Annotated in this window: 15 protein-coding genes; 7 read left to right on the top strand and 8 right to left on the bottom strand. The window is 68.2% G+C overall.

The window, feature by feature from the left end; translation table 11 throughout:
• Positions 1-18 precede the first annotated feature (18 nt).
• From BLP83_RS05930 to BLP83_RS18165, 6 genes are all read right to left on the bottom strand, one after another.
• Positions 19-330, bottom strand: coding sequence for a hypothetical protein (locus tag BLP83_RS05930; RefSeq protein ID WP_091240068.1), 312 nt, complete (start codon positions 328-330; stop codon positions 19-21).
• Positions 331-375: 45 nt separating this feature from the next.
• Positions 376-1,179: an ABC transporter permease subunit gene (locus BLP83_RS05925; RefSeq protein ID WP_091240065.1), complete on the bottom strand. Its 804-nt coding sequence runs from the start codon at positions 1,177-1,179 to the stop codon at positions 376-378.
• Between the two features lie 328 nt (positions 1,180-1,507).
• Positions 1,508-2,365: an ABC transporter permease subunit gene (locus BLP83_RS05920; RefSeq protein ID WP_245679977.1), complete on the bottom strand. Its 858-nt coding sequence runs from the start codon at positions 2,363-2,365 to the stop codon at positions 1,508-1,510.
• A 280-nt stretch (positions 2,366-2,645) separates the two neighbouring features.
• Positions 2,646-3,788: an ABC transporter ATP-binding protein gene (locus BLP83_RS05915; RefSeq protein ID WP_091240061.1), complete on the bottom strand. Its 1,143-nt coding sequence runs from the start codon at positions 3,786-3,788 to the stop codon at positions 2,646-2,648.
• 81 nt (positions 3,789-3,869) lie between these two features.
• Positions 3,870-5,024, bottom strand: a complete 1,155-nt coding sequence (locus BLP83_RS05910; RefSeq protein ID WP_091240058.1) for a polyamine ABC transporter substrate-binding protein — start codon at positions 5,022-5,024, stop codon at positions 3,870-3,872.
• Between the two features lie 435 nt (positions 5,025-5,459).
• Positions 5,460-5,804: a RidA family protein gene (locus tag BLP83_RS18165; protein WP_143006560.1), complete on the bottom strand. Its 345-nt coding sequence runs from the start codon at positions 5,802-5,804 to the stop codon at positions 5,460-5,462.
• Between the two features lie 261 nt (positions 5,805-6,065).
• Between BLP83_RS18165 and BLP83_RS05905 the strand changes: the two genes are divergently transcribed.
• The 3 genes from BLP83_RS05905 to BLP83_RS05895 all read left to right on the top strand — a co-directional run bounded on the left by BLP83_RS05905 (position 6,066) and on the right by BLP83_RS05895 (position 12,030).
• Positions 6,066-8,228, top strand: coding sequence for a TonB-dependent receptor family protein (locus BLP83_RS05905; protein WP_176764030.1), 2,163 nt, complete (start codon positions 6,066-6,068; stop codon positions 8,226-8,228).
• Positions 8,229-8,386: 158 nt separating this feature from the next.
• Positions 8,387-10,636: a DNA topoisomerase IV subunit A gene (gene parC / locus BLP83_RS05900; RefSeq protein ID WP_091240054.1), complete on the top strand. Its 2,250-nt coding sequence runs from the start codon at positions 8,387-8,389 to the stop codon at positions 10,634-10,636.
• Between the two features lie 338 nt (positions 10,637-10,974).
• Positions 10,975-12,030 (top strand): GGDEF domain-containing protein, encoded by a 1,056-nt coding sequence (locus tag BLP83_RS05895; RefSeq protein WP_091240051.1) that lies wholly within the window; start codon positions 10,975-10,977, stop codon positions 12,028-12,030.
• Between the two features lie 7 nt (positions 12,031-12,037).
• On the opposite strand, the gene BLP83_RS05890 is transcribed toward BLP83_RS05895, so the two are convergent.
• A complete protein-coding gene (locus BLP83_RS05890) occupies positions 12,038-12,304 on the bottom strand; it encodes a DksA/TraR family C4-type zinc finger protein (protein WP_091240048.1) in 267 nt (88 codons plus the stop codon).
• A gap of 120 nt (positions 12,305-12,424) precedes the next feature.
• Here BLP83_RS05890 and BLP83_RS05885 point away from each other — a divergent pair, with 120 nt between their 5' ends.
• Together BLP83_RS05885 and BLP83_RS05880 are read left to right on the top strand one after the other, a co-directional pair.
• Positions 12,425-12,811 carry a DUF1622 domain-containing protein gene (locus BLP83_RS05885; RefSeq protein WP_091240045.1) on the top strand — a complete coding sequence of 129 codons (387 nt, stop codon included), beginning with the start codon at positions 12,425-12,427 and terminating at the stop codon, positions 12,809-12,811.
• Positions 12,812-13,084: 273 nt separating this feature from the next.
• The gene (locus tag BLP83_RS05880) at positions 13,085-13,999 is read left to right on the top strand and encodes a DMT family transporter (protein ID WP_091240043.1); all 915 of its coding nucleotides are present in this window, start codon (positions 13,085-13,087) and stop codon (positions 13,997-13,999) included.
• 1 nt (position 14,000) lies between these two features.
• On the opposite strand, the gene BLP83_RS05875 is transcribed toward BLP83_RS05880, so the two are convergent.
• The gene (locus tag BLP83_RS05875; RefSeq protein WP_091240041.1) at positions 14,001-14,570 is read right to left on the bottom strand and encodes a lipocalin family protein; all 570 of its coding nucleotides are present in this window, start codon (positions 14,568-14,570) and stop codon (positions 14,001-14,003) included.
• Between the two features lie 690 nt (positions 14,571-15,260).
• Between BLP83_RS05875 and BLP83_RS05870 the strand changes: the two genes are divergently transcribed.
• Both BLP83_RS05870 and BLP83_RS05865 read left to right on the top strand, forming a co-directional pair.
• Complete coding sequence (locus BLP83_RS05870; protein ID WP_091240038.1) at positions 15,261-16,517, top strand: M12 family metallo-peptidase; 1,257 nt, start codon at positions 15,261-15,263, stop codon at positions 16,515-16,517.
• A gap of 133 nt (positions 16,518-16,650) precedes the next feature.
• Positions 16,651-17,382 (top strand): YebC/PmpR family DNA-binding transcriptional regulator, encoded by a 732-nt coding sequence (locus BLP83_RS05865; protein WP_091240037.1) that lies wholly within the window; start codon positions 16,651-16,653, stop codon positions 17,380-17,382.
• Positions 17,383-17,468: the final 86 nt, after the last annotated feature.

Here is a 17,468-nt window from a genome sequence, read left to right as displayed (position 1 = left end):
GCTCTTGGGCGTCCCCGATCAGACAGATCGCTCGGCAAACAACAGCCCTGCCGCGATGAGCACGAGCCCCAGCCATTGAAGCCACGAAGCAAAGTCCAGCAGGAACCGGTTGACGTATCTGCCTCGCTCAGCCGGTGAGAGAAGCGCCCGGTCCGCCCGGAGACGGCGACGCGGATACCGGGCGACGACCTCCCAGATCGAATCCTCGACTTTCACGGAAGCCTCGGCCAGTCGCGCCTGAACGATGAGATGGACGAGGGCCCAGAACGCCAAAGTCGAGACCGTCAGCAGGGTGAACCCGCCGTACGCGAGCGCGGTCGCGAGACTCATGCAAACCCCAATCGATGGCTTGGTCGCGTCGCCAACGACTTGATCTCAGACCCGTCGGTCGGCTCGATGCATCAGCCAGCCGGCAATCAGGATCGCGGTGGTGACGAACAGGATGATCAGCGTGGCGAGCGCGTTGATCTCGGGGGTGATGCCGAACTTGACCTTGGAATACACCACCATCGGAAGCGTGCTGCTGCCAGGGCCGGAAACGAAGCTTGCCACGACCAGGTCATCCACCGACAACGTGAAGGCCAGCAGCCAGCCGGCGATCAGCGCCGGGAAGATCTGCGGCAGGGTGATCAGGAAGAACACCTTCCACGGCCGCGCACCAAGATCCATCGCGGCTTCTTCAAGGCTTTCATCCATCTGCGCCAAGCGCGACTGCACCACCACGGTGACGTAGGCGGTGCAGAAGGTGATGTGGGCGATGGCGATCGTGGTGAAGCCACGCTGCGCCGGCCAGCCGGTGAGCTGTTGCAGGAACACGAACAGCAGCAGCGCCGACAGGCCGAGCATCACCTCGGGCATGACCAGCGGCGCCGAGGTCATGATCGACAGCAGCGGCCGGCTGCGGAAGCGGCCCAAGCGGGTGAGCGCGGTGCCGGCGAAGGTGCCGATGACCACCGCCAGCGTCGCCGCGGTGGCGGCGATCAGCAGGCTGCGCCAGGCGGCTTGCAGGATCTGCTCGTTCTGCAGCAGGCGGCCGTACCACTCGGTGGAGAACCCACCCCAGACCGTCACCAGCCGTGAGCTGTTGAAGCTGTAGGCGATCACCGAAACGATCGGCAGGTACAGGAAGGCGTAGCCGAAGGCCATCGCGGTGAACAGCAGGAAGGGTTTGCGGTTCATGGCGTGCGTGCGCTGCGCGGGTCTTGCCGCTTGGGCGGCAAGACGGGATTGGGGATTCGGGATTCGGGATTGCCGAAAGCCGACAGCTCACCGTGCACACATGGGGTGGGCCCTGGCCCACCGTGGCGGCCGATCCACATCAAGGTTCGGGCGCTGGAGCGATGACGGCACACTCGCCCCGCGCGCGTCCCTGCGAACCGCAGACAGGCCGAAACGAGGCCAGCGTCCAGCTCCGGTGGGCCAGGGCCCACCCTATGCCCGCAAGAGGAAACTCCGACGCAAGCCGAGGCTTCGCGAATCCCGAATCCCCGATCCCCAATCCCCGCTCTCATCCCTTCGCCTCCTTCTCGGCGCGACGGTTCTGCACGTGCTCGAAGAGCAGCACGGGAATCACGATCAGCATCAGCATCGCCATCGCCACCGAGGAGGCCACCGGCCAGTTGCGGTTGTGGAAGAACTCGGTCCACAGCACCTTGCCGATCATCAGCGCGTCCGAGCCGCCCAGCAGATCGGGGATCACGAACTCGCCCACGGCGGGAATGAACACCAGCAGGCAGCCGGCGATCACGCCCGGCATCGACAGCGGGAAGGTGATGCGCCAGAACGCCTGCATCGGTCGACAGCCGAGGTCGGAGGCGGCTTCCAGCAGGCGGCGGTCGAGCTTCATCAGGTTGGCTGCCAGCGGCAGCACCATGAAGGGCAGGTAGGAATAGACGATGCCGACGTAGACCGCGAAGTCGGTATTGAGCAGGCGCAGGGGCTCGTCGATCAGACCGAGCCACTGCAGGGTCTGGTTGATCAGCCCGTTGTTGCGCAAGAGACCAATCCAGGCATAGATGCGGATCAGGAAGCTGGTCCAGAACGGCAGGATCACCAGCATCAACAGGATCATGCGAGCGCGCGGCGTGGCCCGCGCGATGCCGTAGGCCATGGGGTAGCCGACGACCAGGGCAATCAGGGTCGAGATCGCCGCGATCTTCAGCGAGTTCAGGTACGCCGCCAGATACAGCGAGTCCTCGAACAGCTGCAGATAGTTGCCGAGATTCAGCGTCAGCTGCAGGCGCCAGTGCTCGCCCCAGCTGAGCAGATCGCCATAGGGCGGACGCGCGCCCGGCATGGGATCGGTCAGGCTGATCTTGGCGAGGATCAGGAAAGGGACGAGGAAGAACACGCCCAGCCACAGCATCGGCACGCCGGCGACGAAAATCCGCCCGCGCCGCTGCCGCAGCTCGCGGCCCAGCAGACCGATGCGCTGGTAGACACCGAGAAAGACCTGGTACCACAGGCTCAGCCAGTTGAAGCCACCGCCATTGCTCATGCCAGGCCCTCCACGCCGCCCTGCCCCACCCGCAAACCCCCACAGGGTGGGCCCTGGCCCACCCTGGGCTGCTCACCGCCCCAGTCATGGCGAGCGCCGTCGCCGCCGCGCAGCACGCTGATACATCCGTCCATGGCGACGACCGTCCTCAACTCGTCAGCACCACGCCGTCATCGGGATCCCAGCTCAAATACAGCTCGTCATCCCAGCTGTAGTGCGGGCGCTCGTAGCGGGCCTCGTGGGTGATCTGCACGCGAACGATCTGGCCGTGCTCGGTGGCGACGTGGTAGATCGATACGTCGCCCAGGTAGGCGATCTCCACCACCCGCCCGCGCGCCCAGTTGCGGCGGTCCGCCGGCGGCGCATCGTGCACGCTGATCTTCTCGGGCCGCACCGCCACCGCCACCGGCGTGCCGATCGGCAGCGGATCGGAATGCCACATCAGGAATTCGCCGCCCAGCTTCTCGCAGGCGAACTCCAGCTCCTCGTCGCGCTGTGCCGAGACGCGGCCCTCGAAAATGTTCACCGCACCAATGAACTCGGCCACCAGCCGGTTGGCCGGGAACTCGTAGAGCTGGGCTGGCGTCGCCACCTGCACGATGCGCCCGGCGTCCATCACCGCGACGCGCGAGGACATGGTCATGGCCTCTTCCTGGTCGTGGGTGACGGTGATGAAGGTGACGCCCACGCGCTCCTGGATGCCGACCAGCTCGAACTGGGTGTGCTCGCGCAGTTTGCGGTCGAGCGCGCCCAAGGGTTCATCCAGCAGCAGCAGCTTGGGCTGCTTGGCCAAGGCGCGCGCCAAGGCCACGCGCTGACGCTGGCCGCCGGAGAGCTGGTCCGGCTTGCGGCGTCCGAAGTCCTGCAGCTTGACCAGCTCGAGCATGCTCGCCACCCGGTCGCGGATTTCGCCCTTGGAGAGGCGGTCCTGCTGCAGGCCGAAGGCGATGTTCTGCTCCACGCTCATGTGCGGGAACAGCGCATAGCTCTGGAACATCATGTTCACCGGCCGCTCGTAAGGAGGCAGGTCGGTGATGTCGCGCTCACCGAGCAGGATGCGCCCTTTGTCGGCGGTCTCCAGCCCGGCGAGGATGCGCAGCAGGGTCGACTTGCCGCAGCCCGAGCCGCCCAGCAGGGAGAAGAACTCGCCCTGGTAGACATTCAGGCTGACATCGTCGACCGCATAGGTCTTGCCGAAGGTCTTGGTAACGCCTTCGATACGCAGGAAGGGCTGGGCATCGGGCTGCTGCCAGGGTTCGATCGGTGCCTGCTTGCGTCCGGGTTGGGCCATTGCGGGCTCGGTCCTGAGGTCGGAAAGAAAGGCGGCCCGCCGGCGCCGGCGGGCCGCTGCTTCAAGGCGCCAAGAGCGGACTCAGCGCCCCGACTTGATCTGCGTCCAGGCGCGCACGCGCGCCTGCTGGGCATCGTCGGGCAAGCGCTTGGGATCGACCAGCTTGGCCATCACCTCATCGGAGGGATACACGCCGCCGTCGGCCAGGATTTCCGGATCGATGAAGTCCTTCGACGGCGGGTTCGGATTGGCATAGACCACGTAGTTGGTGATGTCGCCGATCACCTGCGGTTCCAGCACGTAGTTGATGAAGGCGTACGCACTGTCGGCATGCGGCGCATCGGCAGGAATCGCCATCACATCGACCCAGCGCACCGCGCCTTCCTTGGGGATGATGTACTGCAGTTCGACGCCGGTACCGGCCTCTTCGGCGCGCGCCGCGGCCTGGGCGACATCGCCCGAATAGCCCATGGCGATGCAGGTTTCGCCGGTGGCGAGGTCGTTGATGTACTGCGAATTGTTGAAACTGCGGATGTGCGGGCGGATGCCGGCATAGATCTGCTGCACCGCCTCGATCTCGTCGCCATCGGTGCGGTTGGGGTCACGGCCCTTCCAGATCAGGGCGGCGGCAAAGGCCTCCTGCTCGTCGTCGAGCACGCTGATGCCGCAGCCGGCGAGCTTCTCGGCATTGGCCGGGTCGAACAGCAGGCTCCAGGAGTCGAGTGCGGCGTCCTCGCCCAGCACTTCGCGCACCTTGGCGACATTGATGCCGAGGCCCGTGGTGCCCCACATGTAGGGCACCAGGTGCTTGTTGTCGGGATCGGCATCGGTCATGCCGGCCAGCAGCTGCGGATCGAGGTTGCCGTAGTTCGACAGGCGCGCGCGATCGATGGGCTGGTACAGGCCGGCGCTGACATGACGCTCGGCGAAGGGCCGCAGAGAGGGGAAGACCAGGTCATAGCCCGAACCGCCAGCCATCAGCTTGGCCTCCAGCACCTCGTTCTCGCTGTAGACGTCGTAGACGACCTTGATGCCGGTGCGCTGCTCGAAGTTGGCGATGGTGTCTTCGGCGACGTAGTCCGACCAGTTGTAGATGTGCAGCACCTTGGATGCGGCCGGCGCAGCCGCCGGGGCAGACGAGGACGAGGACGCGGTGTCTGCAGAGGGTTGTCCGCCGCCGCAGGCGGTGAGGGCGAACGCGATCGAAGCGGCCAGAAGGCCGGCGGGCAGGCGCATGGGGAATCTCCGCAGCGATGGAAAGGACCCCCGCATGTTCGGCAGGGCTGGCGGGGGTGTCAACGCGTTTGCGGGGGCGGCGCCTTCATGGCCAGGAAGACCGGGGCAAGCCTTTGGCTCACGGTGGGTCGGGGCCACCTTGTGAGCGGGGTCGTTCGGCGCGAGAGCCGCTTGCCGCCGCAACCGCGCAGGTGCGGGGCAAGCTTTGGGCTCGTGGTGGGCCAGGGCCCACCCTATGCGAGAGGGTTTCGATGCGCCGGCAGCCCGGCAGGTTGAGCCAAGCGCAGCGGCCCAACCTTGCTGATCGGGCCGCAGCCGCGGTGAGCCCGCGATCCTTGGACCCTGCGGCCTCGTCGCGTGTGGAGAGTGTGGAGCTTGCGCTGGGCCCACCCATGCTCCGCGCTGGTTGTGGTGGCCTTGCGCTGTCGCGCGGGCTCAGACCGCAGCAGTCACCACGATCTCGACCTTCCACTTCGGATTGGCCAGCGCGGCCTGCACGGTGGCGCGGGCGGGCGTATGGCCGGGCAGCACCCACTGTTCCCATGCCGCATTCATCGCCGCGAAGTCGGCGAGGTCCGCCAGGAAGATCTGCGCGCGCAGGATCTTCGAGCGATCGCTGCCCGCACGCGCCAGCAAGGCGTCGATCTGCGCGAGCACTTCGCGGGTCTGACCGCTGATGTCGAGGCTGTCGTCCTCCGCCACCTGGCCGGCGAGATAGGCCACGCCGTTATGGACGGTCATCTCGGACATGCGCGGACCGGTGTCGAAACGCTGGATCACATTGAACTCCCATCGGGCGTTGAAGAGAGCCGCAGGCTTGCAGAGCCTGGCGAGCTCGGCAAGCGTCGAAACGCCATGCCCGTCTGGCCAGTTGGTTGCGAGTCCAGGCCGTGCTGGCTGGGCGCCTGCCAGCGGGTCCGCCTCCGTTCCGCGGCGGGGGCTTGGCCATCGATCGCGAACCAGTTGCGACATCAATTGCAAATCGTTCGCGTTTCTCTTCATACTCTGCGGCGCGCAACTTCACCACCCAAGTCGAACCGAATGCCCCTCGTCTCCCGCCCCCACCCGCTGAGCCTCGCACTCGGCCTGATCCTCTCCAGCGCGTCCGCCTGCAGCCTGGCGGACGCCAGTGCAAAGGCCAATGCCGACGCAGCCGAAGCCAAGCGCACGCTCGCCACCATCCAGGTGGTCGAGAAGAACTTGAGCGGCGAGCCTGCGGAGGGCAGCTCGACCATCCTCGACCAGAGCGTGCTGGTCTCAGGTCGCGCGCTCACGGTCAATGAGGCTCTGCGCAAGGTGCCTGGCGTCACCGTGCGCGATGAAGAGGGCTTCGGCCTGCGACCCAACATCGGCATCCGCGGCAGCAACCCGACCCGCTCGACCAAGGTGCTGCTGCTGGAGGACGGCCTGCCGGCGATGTACGCCCCCTACGGCGACAACGCCAGCTACTATCACGCGCCGATCCAGCGCTACGACCGCATCGAGGTGCTGAAGGGCGCCGGCCTGCTGCGCTTCGGGCCGCAGACCATTACGGGCGCCATCAACTACATCACCCCCGATCCGCCGCAGGACCCGGCCGGTCACGTGCAGATCGCCACGGGAACCCGCGGCTACACGGCCGCCCATGCCAGCGTCGGCGGCAAGGGCTTGCTGTTCGACCTCGGCCACAAGCAGGGCGACGGCGCCCGCGACAACACCGCGCTGGAGCAGAGCGACCTGTTCGCCAAGTACAGCCGCGAAATCGGCGACAGCCACGCGCTGACGCTGCGCGCCAACCACCTGCGCGAGGAGTCGCAGGTGGGCTATTCCGGCATCACCGACGCCGAGTACGCGAGCTTTGGCGCCGAGTACTACCCCTTCCTCGACGACCTGTTCGACATCGAGCACAGCGCGCTGTCGCTGAGCCATGCGTTCTCGCCCGCCGAGGGCATCCAGCTGCTCAGCTCGCTGTACTACAGCAGCTTCGACCGCGGCTGGTGGCGGCAGTCCAGCACCACCTCGGACACCCAGTGCGGCACCGCCTTCCGCGACGCGCGCTATCGCGGTGAGCGGGTCGACCCTCGCACCTGCAACTCCGCCCAGGGCCGCGTGCGCAGCTATGACACCTGGGGCTTCGACACCCGTTTGAGCCTGCCGCGCTCGCTGTTCGGCACCCAGGGCAGCACCGAATTCGGACTGCGCTGGCACGAGGAAGAGCAGGACCGCCTGCAGATCAACGGCACGGCGCCGGCCGCGCGCAGCGGCACGCTGGCCGAGAGCAACTTCCGCACCACCGAGGCGCTGTCGGGCTTCCTCACCAGCACTTTCGACTTCGGCGCGCTGCAGCTCACGCCCAGCCTGCGTCGCGAGGACATCGACTTCAGCCGGCGCAACCGCCTGCCGGGCGGGGCCTTCGGTGAAGACAGCGTGCGCGAGACTCTGTGGGGCCTTGGCCTCAATTACGAGCTGGCCAGTGGCACCACCCTGTATGCGTCGGCGCACGAGGGCTTCGCGCCGCCGCGCGTCGAGGACCTGATCGCCGGCAATGGCACCAGCACCGATGTCGACGCCGAGAGCAGCACCAACCTCGAACTCGGTCTGCGCAGCCGCGTCGGCCGTATCGACCTCGAGGCCACGGCCTTCCACAGCGACTTCGACAACCAGATCGCGGTGGGCTCGATCGCCGGCGGCAGCACGCCGCTGGCACAGGGCGAGACCGAATACGCCGGTCTGGAACTGGCGGTCGGCCTGAACCGCCAGGCCCTGCAGAGCCGGGGCGGAGAGTTCTATGCCAATGCGGCGGTCACCTGGCTCGCGACCGCCGAGCAGTCGAGCGTGCTGCGCCGGGTCGACAACGGCCAGGCGGCCAATGGCAGCGCCGCCGGCAATCGCCTGCCCTATGCGCCCGAGTTCACCTTCACCGGCCGGGTCGGCTACGCGCGCGGGCCTTGGGATCTGAACCTCGAACTGCAGCACGTCGGCCGCCAGTGGGCCGACTTCGCCAACCGCCGCCTGCCCGCGGTGAACGGTGACGGCCAGTTCGGCCAGCTCGACAGCCATGCGGTGTGGAGCGCAACCCTCAACTACGAGCCCGAGATCTATGGCTGGAGCGGCTTCCTGGCGGTGAAGAACCTGACCGACGAGGAATACATCGTCGACCGCACCCGCGGCATCCTGTTCGGCAATCCGCGCCAGATCGTGGTGGGCGCGCGCTACGCCTGGTAAGCGCTCTCACCAACACACCTCCTCAGCGGCCGCGCCCGGCAAGGCGCGGCCGCTGTCGTTTGTGGCCTGGCCGGGCCGCGAACCACCACACGCGGTCGCACCCAGCCAAGCTGCTAGCATTCGCGCCCTGCTGACGCTGCCCACGATGTGCAAACCCGATGTCCGACCTGACCCGCCAGAGCTTCCACGGTTTCGAGCAGATCCCCCTGCACGAATACGCCGAGCGCGCCTACCTCGACTACTCGATGTACGTGGTGCTGGACCGCGCCCTGCCCTTCCTAGGCGACGGCCTCAAACCCGTGCAGCGGCGGATCATCTACGCGATGAGCGAGCTCGGCCTCAACGCCACGGCCAAGCCGAAGAAGTCGGCGCGCACGGTCGGTGACGTGATCGGCAAGTTCCACCCCCACGGCGACTCGGCCTGCTATGAAGCGCTGGTGCTGATGGCCCAGCCCTTCTCCTACCGCTATCCGCTGATCGAGGGCCAGGGCAACTTCGGCTCGACCGACGACCCCAAGTCGTTCGCGGCGATGCGCTACACCGAGTCCAAGCTGACCCCGATCGCCGAGGTCCTGCTGGGCGAACTGGGCCAGGGCACGGTCGACTGGTCGCCGAACTTCGACGGCACCCTGGAAGAGCCCAGCTGGATGCCGGCGCGCCTGCCGCATCTGCTGCTGAACGGCACCACGGGTATCGCGGTCGGCATGGCCACGGACATCCCGCCGCACAACCTCAATGAGGTCGTCAGCGCCTGCGTGCGTCTCTTGGACGACCCCGACGCCACCATCGCCGACCTCTGCGAGCACGTGCGCGGTCCGGACTATCCGACCGCGGCCGAGATCATCACCCCGGCGTCGGATCTCAAGAAGATCTACGAGACCGGCGGCGGCAGCGTGCGCGCGCGCTCGGCCTACACCCGCGAGCAGAACAACATCGTCATCACCGCCCTGCCCTACCAGGTCAGCCCGGGCAAGGTGATGGAGCAGATCGCCCAGCAGATGCGCGCCAAGAAGCTGCCCTGGCTGGAAGACATCCGCGACGAGAGTGACCACCAGAACCCGATCCGCATCGTGCTGGTGCCGCGCTCCAACCGCGTCGACGTCGAGCAGCTGATGGGGCATCTGTTCGCCACCACCGATCTCGAGAAGAGCTACCGCGTCAACTTCAACGTGATCGGGCTCGACGGCAAGCCGCAGGTCAAGAACCTGAAGGTGTTCCTGCGCGACTGGCTGGCCTTCCGCCAGACCACCGTGGTGCGCCGCCTCAACCACCGGCTCGACAAGGTCGAGCGGCGCCTGCACCTCTTGGAAGGCCTGCTGATCGCCTTCCTGAACATCGATGAGGTCATCCGCATCATCCGCACCGAGGACGAGCCGAAGCCCGTGCTGATGGCGCGTTTCGGGCTGACCGAGGTGCAGGCCGAGTACATCCTCGAGACCAAGCTGAAGCAGCTGGCGCGGCTGGAGGAAATGAAGATCCGCGGCGAGCAGTCCGAGCTGGCCAAGGAACGCGAGAAGATCCAGGGCATCCTGGCCTCGCCGGCCAAGCTGAAGAAGCTGATCAAGGACGAGCTGCTGGCCGACGCCAAGAAATTCGGCGACGCGCGGCGCTCGCCGCTGGTCGAGCGCGGCGCCGCGCAGGCGATCTCCGAGGCGGAGCTCGTGAGCAGCGAGCCGGTCACCGTGGTCGTGTCGGAAAAGGGCTGGGTGCGTTCGGCCAAGGGCCATGAGGTCGACCCCGCTGGCCTCTCCTATCGCGAAGGCGATCGTCTGCTGGTCGCCGTGCGCGGGCGCAGCACCCAGCAGGCCGCCTTCCTCGATGCCACCGGCCGCAGCTACTCGGCGGCGGCGCATACCCTGCCGTCCGCGCGCGGCAACGGCGAACCGCTGACCGGCCGCTTCACCCCGGCCAGCGGCGTCGGCTTCGTCACCGCGGCCATCGGCGAGAACGAGCAGCGTTTCCTGCTGGCCAGCTCCTTCGGCTACGGCTTCGTCACCCGCTTCGAGAACTTCACCACCCGCAACAAGGCCGGCAAGGCCCTGCTGAACCTCGACGACGGCGCCGAGGTGCTGCTGCCGGTGGCGGTCGGTGACCCCGCCCAAGACTGGCTGGTGGCGATCTCGTCCGCCGGCCAGCTGCTGGCCTTCCCGGTGTCCGAGCTGCCCGAGCTCGACCGCGGCAAGGGCAACAAGATCCTGCAGATCGCCCCGGCCAAGCTGAAGTCCGGCGAAGAGCGGGTGATCGCGGTGACCTCAGTGCGCCAGGGCGGCGAGCTGATCCTGCACTGCGGCCAGCGCAAGCTCACGCTCAGCTGGCGCGACCTGCAGGCCTATGCCGGCGCCCGCGCCACCCGCGGCAATCCGCTGCCGCGCGGTTTCCAGCGGGTCGACCGGGTGGAGCCGGCCTGAGCCGCAGGCCAGCCGTTGCCGCGCCCGCAGCTGACGCGGGGTCGGGCGCCCTCGGCCTGACCGACCGCAGCGTCTCCAGATCCGCCCAGAGCGTGTGAAAAACCCAGACGCCGTAGCGAGGGCGTCTCTGGGCATTCGTGGCAAAGCGCGGTGCGCGAATGCAAGGGAGTTTGGCGGGTCAAATGACCGCGGAATTCGCGTAGCGCGGTGCCGCCACGGGCGACCAGAGGCGGCCGCAGTAGGCGGACGGTTCTTTCACAGGCTCTCAGCGCCGCGCCAGCCGACTGCGGGCATGTGCTTTGCATCGTCGGGCCTGAGCATTCGGGAGCACCGGGCCCTTGAGACAGCTGCTGGCCAAACTCCGACACCGCGTGGGAACGGACTTCCGCTTCGCCATCCTCAGCCTGTTCGGCTTTGGAGCCACCGCGGGCATCGTCCCGTTCGCCGGCTACCGATTCGCCACCGGCAACTGGAAGGCCGGGGTGATGGACCTGGTGATCGTGATTCTGCTGCTGTCGCCGGTGGTGTGGGCGATGACCCGCACCTCGACCCGCGGCCCCGCGATGCTTCAGGTGCTGCTCGCGGCCGGCGCCTGCGTTGCCGCCACCGTCCTGCTCGGCCGTGATGGCGTGCTGTGGACCTACTGTTTCCTGGTCGCCAGTTTCTTCCTGGTCGAGCGCGTGATGGCCATGACACTGGGTCTGGGCGTGGTCGCCCTGATCGTGCTGCTCGGCAACGGCTTCGGCGCCCTGCACGAGCACCTCGCCTACATGGTCACCGCCAGCGTGGTCAGCCTGTTCGCCTTCATCTTCGCGACCCGCACGGACCAGCAGCGCCTGCAGCTGGAGTCGCTGGCCTCGCACGATCCGCTGACCGGCGCCGGCAACCGGCGCCTGATGGAAACCGAACTCGAAGAGAGCGTCGCCCTGTTCCAGCGCCGACCGCGGCCAACGATGCTGGCGGTGGTCGACATGGACCACTTCAAGCAGATCAATGACCGCCATGGCCACGAAGCCGGCGATCGCGTACTGGCCGACTTCGCCGCGATCGTGCGTGGACGGCTGCGGAAAATGGACCGCCTCTACCGGCTGGGCGGCGAGGAGTTCGTGCTGCTGCTGCCCGCCACGCCCCTCTCCGCCCTGCCGGCGGTGCTGGAGCGGCTGCAGCAGGCCCTGCGCGCCGAGCTGCGCAGCCCCGGCGGCGCGGTGACCGTCTCGATGGGCGCGGCTGCCCTGCATGCCGACGAAGCCTGGAGCGAGTGGCTGGCGCGCGCCGACACCGCGCTGTACCGCGCCAAGCATGGCGGCCGCGACCGCTTCGAGATCGACCTCGACCCCACCGCCCATGTCGGCAGTGTCGAGGTGCTGGCAGAGCGGCGCTCGCGGCTGGGTTGAAGCGGATTCAGCGCAGCTGGCTGTCCTTGCTGCCGCGGCGGTTGTAGCCCGCTCCAGCGTGGGCCTCGCGGTCCTGCGCCTCCTGGCAAGGCACGCACAGACGCACACCGGGCAGGGCCTTGCGCCGTGCCTCGGGAATCGGCGCCTCGCATTCCTCGCAGCGACTGAGGCTCGGCCCCTTCGGCAGCTGCGCCCGCGCACGCTTGATCGCGTCCTTGACGGTCGCGTCGATCTGATCCTGCACGGCGCCGTCGCCGGCCCAGCCGGTGGCCATCGCGGTTCTCCTGTCGCTTGCCCGGGGTCGAGGCGCAAGCTTACAAAGGCCGCGGCCGCAGCGCGCCCTGTGCGCAGCGACCGTCCGTTCCCCCAGTTTCCAGCGGAGTGCTACAAGCCCATGCAGAGTGTGTTCGCGGAGGGCATCCGGAGCCTGATCCTCGGCGTCGAGCTGATCGGCGTCGGCGTGATCCTCGCGGGCTTCGTGGTTTCGACGGTCGACTGGCTGCGTGGGCTGGGCCGGGTGGAGGCGCATGCGGCCTACCTCGCCTACCGCCGCCGCAGCGTGCGTGCCCTGATCCTCGGCCTGGAGTTCCTGGTCGCCGCCGACATCATCCGCACCATCATCATCGACTACACCTTGAACAGCCTGCTGATGCTCGGCCTGATCGTGCTGATCCGCAGTTTCCTGGTGTTCGCCCTGCATCTGGAAATCGAAGGGCGACTGCCGTGGAAGCAGGCAGAGGCGGAAGAGGCCGAGCGCGCGCGCAGCGCACGCGGCGAGTGAGAGCGTGCGAGAAGACGATGCGCCTGCTGCAGCCGCCGCTGGACGCGCTCGCGGCGGCCTCTGCGTGGCTTCACACGCTCCTTGCCCAGGCGAAGAGCCGCGCGCATGGCCGGCAATCGCGCCCGACCCGCGCATCCGGCGGGTACAGTTCCGCCCGGCGGAGAGAGCGCGGCGGGCTACAGTCCGATTGACGCCTGAAGTCCGGATCCGGCCAGCGGCCGCGCCCGCGAACAGGCATGCTGTCGGCCTTTCCCAGAGCTGAAGGCGCCGCGCATGTCTGCCACCCGGGCCCTTCCGGCCGACCCGCTGCCCTCGGCACCCAGCCTGAGATCCGAGCCAGGCTGGCTGACCCCGCTGGAGCTCGCCGTGCTCGGCGCGATCTGGGGCGCCTCCTTCCTGTTCATGCGAGTGGCTGCGCCCGAGTTTGGCGCCTTCGCCCTGGTCGAAGTGCGGCTGCTGTCCGGCGCCATGGTTCTGCTGCCTTTCCTCTGGTTGGCCCGGCGCCGCTTCCCGCTGAGGCTGTGGGCCGCGATCGCCGGCATCGCCGCGATCAACACCGCCCTGCCCTTCGTGCTGTTCGCCTGGGCCGCCGGCCGCGCGCCGGCCGGCATCGGTGCGATCGCCAACGCCATGACCGTGCCCTTCACCGCCCTGGTCGGGCATCTGTTCTTCCAGCAGCGCATCGGCCCGGCGCGCGCTGCGGCGCTGGCGGTGGGCTTCGTCGGCGTGGTGGTCCTGGCCAGCGGACGCAGCGCGGGTGCCAGTGTCGGGCTGGCCGCTGCGGCCGGCACCCTGGCAGCCTTCTGCTACGGCCTTGGCGTACACCTCGTACGTCGCCATCTGGGCGGGCTGCCGCCCGCCGCGCTGGCATGCGCCACCCTGCTCTGCGCCTCGCTGATGACCCTGCCGCTGGCGCTGTGGCACTGGCCAGCGGTCACGCCCTCTCCGCTGTCGTGGGCAGCGGCGGTGGCGCTGGGCGTGCTCTGCACCGGCCTTGCCCTGGTCGGCTACTACCGGCTGGTCGAACGGATCGGCCCGGCGCGCACCTCCACCGTGACCTACCTGATCCCGCTGTTCGCCGTGGCCTGGGCCTGGTGGCTGCTGGATGAGCCCGTCACCATGGCGATGCTGCTGGCCGGCGCGCTGGTGCTGGGCAGTGTCGCCGTGAGCCAGCGCGCCCGCGACTGAGCTACTGGAAGCCGGGCTGGCCCTGCTGCTCGGGCACCTGCGGGACGCGCTTCAGCGAGACCGGGTCATAGCCGAAGCGCCGCAAGCGCTCGACCACGCTCGCGTACTCCGCCGCGTCCATCAGCGGCTCGCGGGCGAAGACCCAGGCCAGGCTGCGCTTGGGGTTGCCGATCAGGGCCCAGCGGTAATCGGGGTCGGTCTCGAGCACCTGCAGTTCGACCGAGAAGATGCCGAAGAAGCGCTGCCGCCAGTGGGCGTTGCCGCTGCCCGGCAGCGGCCGCGCCCAAGCGTTCAGCGTGCGCTCCTCGGTCTCGTCGAAGGACTTGCGGTAGGCATAGACCACGTCGATGCGGCCGTCCTCGCGCAGGCTGTAGTTGTCCGAGCTGGCGAGCTTGCCGCGCTCGGCAAAGTAGGGAATGTTGGCGATCACCCACCAGCGCCCCATGAAGCGCGGCAGGTCGACCTCGGCGAGTGCGGGGCCGGGCATGGGGGCCTCCTTGCGGGTGCTGGCGCAGGCCGCGACCAGCAGGGCCAGGGCAACCAGAGCGGCGAATCGAATCAGGGTTCTCATGGACGCAGGCTGCCCGGGCCGAGGTGCAGGCCGCGCGAACCCGCGAATCTTGAGCGGGTCGGGACGCGCGCGGCGCGCCCCAGGGCAACGCTGAAGAGTTCAGCGTTGCCGCGCGCCATGCAGGGCACGCCCGCGGATCGAGCACGCGATGCTTGATCCAGCGTGACCGAGCGACGCGAAGGCGCCGCCGCGTAGCGGCCGAACGAGTCCGGACCTCTGCCTGACTCGCGGCCACTGATCAAGGCCAGGAGGGACTTGCCCAGTGTTGCCCTAGGACCGTCGGCGAAGCGCGCCGGCTCGATGCGCCGGCCCGAGACAAGGAAGCCCGCTCGACTCGTCGCGCCGGCGGGTGCTGCCCGGCAGCGCAGGATCTGCGCAGAACCGCGCATGCGGGCAGGCGCTGAAGGCTGAAGACGGCCATGGGGACACAAGCCCGCCTTCGCGAACGCGAGCGCGGAGGCTCAACGCGCTGCTCAAAAAAGCTCGCTCTTTCCGAGACTTGCATCCATCTCGACCGCTCGCTTGTGCCACGCCATGGAACAGTTCGCGGTTCGGAATGACGCCGCCGCGGCGCAAGGTGTTGCGCGCAAGGAAATGCAGTAGCGTGCGTGCGTCGTCCGCTCCGAAGACGGGGGTTTCCGGAGTCGCGCGACGGGGGTTGCACCACTCAACCAATGAGGAAACACAGCGATGAACTTCCATCGTTACGCGGCCGCCATGCTGGCCGTTTCCTGCGCCTTCTCGGGGGCGGCGCAGGCTCAGCAGGAACTGTTCTCCACCATCGGCAACCGCGAGGCCTTCGCCGCACCGGGCCCGCTGCTGCAGCGCGTGGCCGCCGACCGCGCCAACGCCCGCATCGAACTGGTCGCGGCCGACGCAGGCGCCGTGCATGCACGCCAGGGCGCGCTGCGCATGACCCTGCCCGGCGGCATCGCCATCGAGGCCAAGCAGAGCCGGCACCAGCAGCTGCCGAGCGGCAACGAGCTCTGGATCGGCCGCGTCGACATGAAGGCGCAAGGGCCCAACACCTCGCGCCTGCAGGCCATCGACCACGTCGTCGACGAGGCCATCCTGGTGCGCTCGGGCGAGGAGCTGTGGGGCACGATCCGGGTCGCCGGCGCGCTCTACCGCCTGCAGCCCGTCGACAAGGGCGCGCATGCGCTGATCGAGGTCGACCAGCAGGCCTTCCCGCCGGACGAACACGAAGAAGCCTACAAGGAAATGGTGGCGAAGTCGCAGCCGGTGGATTTCCGCTCGGGCTCGCCGCTGGCGACCCCCAAGGCCATCTCGACGATCCGCGTGATGGTGGCCTTCGGCCCGGCGGCGCGCGCTGCAATCTCCAATCCGCAGGCGGCCGTCGATCTGGCCTTCGCCGAATCCAACCAGGCCCTGGCGGCGACCGGCACCGAAATCGTGTTCCAGCAGGCCGGCGCCATCCAGAACTACAGCCAGGCCGAGACCACCAACTACTCGACCATGTTGAGCCGCCTGACCAATCTGTCGGACGGCTTCTACGACACCATCGGCAGCCAGCGCAATTCCAACACGGCCGACATCGTCGCCTACGTGGCGCCGGTCAGCTCGGGCCTGTGCGGCCAGGCCGCCGGCATCGCCACCAGCAATGCCAACGCCTACTTCGTGATGAATCCGTCCTGCCTGTCGGGCAACTACACCTTCGTGCATGAAGCGGCGCACGTGGTCGGCGCACGCCACGACAACGATCCCACGCTGACGCCCTACGCCTATGGCCATGGCTATGTCATCACCAGCCAGAACCGCCGCACGGTGATGGCGGTGAACAACGGCCCCTGCTCGACCTGCACCCGCATCGGCGCGTTCTCGTCGCCGAACTTCAGCATCGGCGGCGTGGCGATCGGCACGACCACCCGCAACGACAACACCCGCGTCTGGAAGACCCGCGGCCCGACCGTCGCCGCGTTCCGCTGAAGCCTCGCCGTTTGAAGCGGATCGGGCGGGCCGCGCTGGCTCGCCCGATCCCCCGCCCCGCTGCTCCGGGCTGCGCTTGGCCCCTTGATCTGGCAAGCTTTCCGGCTTTCAACATCCCGCCGAGGAAACCGCCATGGGTCGAGGCCCCAGCATCGAAGGCCGCAAGAACGCGGAAGACGCGCGCCGCGCCAAGGTCTTCACCAAGCTCATCCGCGAGATCACCATCGCCGCCCGCGGTGGCGCTGACCCCGCCGGCAATCCGCGCCTGCGCATGGGCATCGACAAGGCCCTCGCTTCCAACATGAGCAAGGACACCATCGAGCGCGCGATCAAGCGCGGCTCGGGTGCCGACGGTGCCGACAACATGGAGGAGATCCGCTACGAGGGCTACGGGCCCGGCGGCGTCGCCGTGATCATCGACACCATGACCGACAACAGCGTGCGCACCGTGGCCGACGTGCGCCATGCGCTGTCAAAGCATGGCGGCAACCTCGGCACCAGCGGCTCGGTGGCCTTCCAGTTCAGCCGCCGCGGTGAAATCGTCGTCACCACGCCGGACAGCGCGGCCGAAGACCGCCTGATGGAGCTGGCGCTAGAAGCCGGCGCCGAGGATGTGGCCAGCACCGACGGCCGCAGCACCGTGATCTGTGCGCCCACCGACTTTGAAGCCGTCAAGAAGGCCATCGAGGCGGCAGGGATCAAACCCGAAAGCGCCGACATCGTGATGGCTCCGGCCAATCGGGTGAAGGTCGAGGGCGAGGCCCTGGAAGACCTGCTCGACATGCTCGACCGCCTCGAAGGCCTGGACGATGTGCAGGAGGTCTACCACAACGCCGACCTGCCGCCGGAGCCGGTCGAGGACTGAATCCGCGTCTGGCGTCCCGGCTCGCCCGCCCACGCAGGGCCCCGCAGCGCGGGGCCTTTGGCGTTCCGACGCCACGGGGCGCCGCG

This window comes from Aquimonas voraii, assembly GCF_900101825.1.
Classification (GTDB): Bacteria; Pseudomonadota; Gammaproteobacteria; order Xanthomonadales; family Xanthomonadaceae; genus Aquimonas; species Aquimonas voraii.
Note: the sequence above shows the minus strand (reverse complement) of the source record. Positions and strands in the feature narration are given on the sequence as shown.

Bases quoted from the DNA above. Each gene is read 5' to 3' on its own strand.
- BLP83_RS05930 (WP_091240068.1), bottom strand. From the start codon at position 330: ATGAGTCTCGCGACCGCGCTCGCGTACGGCGGGTTCACCCTGCTGACG.
- BLP83_RS05925 (WP_091240065.1), bottom strand. From the start codon at position 1,179: ATGAACCGCAAACCCTTCCTGCTGTTCACCGCGATGGCCTTCGGCTAC.
- BLP83_RS05920 (WP_245679977.1), bottom strand. From the start codon at position 2,365: ATGCTGTGGCTGGGCGTGTTCTTCCTCGTCCCTTTCCTGATCCTCGCC.
- BLP83_RS05915 (WP_091240061.1), bottom strand. From the start codon at position 3,788: ATGGCCCAACCCGGACGCAAGCAGGCACCGATCGAACCCTGGCAGCAG.
- BLP83_RS05910 (WP_091240058.1), bottom strand. From the start codon at position 5,024: ATGCGCCTGCCCGCCGGCCTTCTGGCCGCTTCGATCGCGTTCGCCCTC.
- BLP83_RS05905 (WP_176764030.1), top strand. From the start codon at position 6,066: ATGCCCCTCGTCTCCCGCCCCCACCCGCTGAGCCTCGCACTCGGCCTG.
- parC (WP_091240054.1), top strand. From the start codon at position 8,387: ATGTCCGACCTGACCCGCCAGAGCTTCCACGGTTTCGAGCAGATCCCC.
- BLP83_RS05890 (WP_091240048.1), bottom strand. From the start codon at position 12,304: ATGGCCACCGGCTGGGCCGGCGACGGCGCCGTGCAGGATCAGATCGAC.
- BLP83_RS05885 (WP_091240045.1), top strand. From the start codon at position 12,425: ATGCAGAGTGTGTTCGCGGAGGGCATCCGGAGCCTGATCCTCGGCGTC.
- BLP83_RS05880 (WP_091240043.1), top strand. From the start codon at position 13,085: ATGTCTGCCACCCGGGCCCTTCCGGCCGACCCGCTGCCCTCGGCACCC.
- BLP83_RS05875 (WP_091240041.1), bottom strand. From the start codon at position 14,570: ATGAGAACCCTGATTCGATTCGCCGCTCTGGTTGCCCTGGCCCTGCTG.
- BLP83_RS05870 (WP_091240038.1), top strand. From the start codon at position 15,261: ATGAACTTCCATCGTTACGCGGCCGCCATGCTGGCCGTTTCCTGCGCC.
- BLP83_RS05865 (WP_091240037.1), top strand. From the start codon at position 16,651: ATGGGTCGAGGCCCCAGCATCGAAGGCCGCAAGAACGCGGAAGACGCG.